We start from the raw sequence: 1,604 nt of genomic DNA, 5'->3' as shown, positions 1-1,604 counted from the left end.
CCGCAGCCCGGTCACGGAGTCCACCAGCGCGGGGTGTCCGGGGTCGAACCCGGTCGGATCGAGCACGCCGACGCGGACGCCCTCCCCGGTGACGCCGATGCCGTGGATCCCTTCGACGGGGTTCGACTCGTCGGCGAGTACCCCCTCGGACCGGGCGGACCGGCCCGGGAGTCCCACCGCCGCGAGCGCCGCGGCGACGGCGCCGCCACCGAGCGTGATCGCCCGACGGCGGCTGAGTCGTCGGCCGGAGTCCTCGGTCCAACGGGACGCCATCGCCGGGCGAACGATCCCCGGAGCTATCAACCCTCCGAACGGTGCCAGTAGCGTAAAATCGCGTCGAAGCTATCGGCCGTTTTTCGGTAACCCGGTCCCACGATTCGCGTATGCCCTCCACGGCACAGCCACGGACCACACTCGAACCGGACACACCGACTACCCGCCAGCGGCGGAGGTGGGACCGATGAACGGACGGTACCGTGCGCTCGCCCTCGCGGGTCTCGTGGCGCTCTCGGTGCTGCTACCGACGCTCGTCGCGCCAGCCGGCGCCGACACACAAGCCGGCGTCGGCATCGACTACGAGGGCGAGTCGGTCACGGTAGCCAACGGGAGCGCGCAGACGATCTCCGGTACGGCCGACCTCCCCGAGGGCGAGTCCGTCGAAATTCGCATCCGTGCGACCGGCGACACTCAGCCGAAGTTCTTCAAGACCGAGTCGGCGACCGTCGACGGCAACGGGACGTGGAGCGCCACGTTCGACTTCTCGGAGCAGACCGCCGGCGGGACGTTCAACGTGACCGTCGAGGCGGGCGACGCGACGGCCAACGCGACCGGCGAGATTGTCGCCTGTGACGGCGGCTGTGTCGAACCGACGCCCGAACCCGACGACGGCGTCGCCATCGACTACGAGGGCGACGCGGTGACAGTCGCCAACGGCAGCACGCAGGTCGTCTCCGGCACGGCCGCGGAGCCGACGGGGACCGAGATCGTCGTCTCCCTCCGGTCGACCGGCGACACCCGGCCCAACTTCTTCCGCACCTCGACGGCGGTCGTGACCGAGGACGGCACGTGGGCCACCGCGTTCAACTTCTCGTTCCTCGACGCGGGGGCGACGTTCAGCGTCGAGGCCAGCACCGAGGACGGGACGAACTCCGCCACCGCCGAGGCCGAAGTGGTCCGGTGTGGCGGCGACTGTGCGGACACGCCGCCGAGCGACACGCCGACGCCAATCCCCGAACAGACGACGACGGCGACCCCCGGCTCGAACGGCTCCGACGAGGGCGCGGCCGTCGAACTGACCGAGTCGGTGGTCGACACCGTCCGCGGTGACGTGGCCACGATCGATATCCGGTTCGACGGCGCCGATACTGCGACGCTCACCGTCGGTAGCGAGGCCGCGGGCTACGTGCTCGATCTGCAGGTCCGCGACGCCGACGGCGACGGGGAGGCGACCGTCTACTTCGACACCGAACTCGCCGGTCGCGAGGGCGAGACGGTCAGCGTCTCCAGCGGCGACGAGCTCAGCGTCCGCTCGGAGGACAGCCTCCCGGCCGCACTCGACGCCGGCGAGTACGACCTCCAAGTCGCGGCTGCCGGAGCGGACGGCA

The 1,604-nt window shown here is 70.9% G+C and carries 1 protein-coding gene and 1 pseudogene; one reads left to right on the top strand and one right to left on the bottom strand.

Translation table 11 applies throughout. The annotated features are described in order from the left end of the window. Positions 1-273 (bottom strand): annotated as a pseudogene (locus ACFR9S_RS14975) (hypothetical protein); the annotation flags it as partial. A gap of 187 nt (positions 274-460) precedes the next feature. Between ACFR9S_RS14975 and ACFR9S_RS14970 the strand changes: the two are divergent. Beyond that, a partial coding sequence (locus ACFR9S_RS14970) for a BGTF surface domain-containing protein (RefSeq protein WP_379818970.1) occupies positions 461-1,604 on the top strand: 1,144 nt, incomplete at its 3' end.

The sequence above is a fragment of the Halolamina salina genome (assembly GCF_042678005.1).
Lineage (GTDB): Archaea > Halobacteriota > Halobacteria > Halobacteriales > Haloferacaceae > Halolamina > Halolamina salina.
Note: the sequence above shows the minus strand (reverse complement) of the source record. Positions and strands in the feature narration are given on the sequence as shown.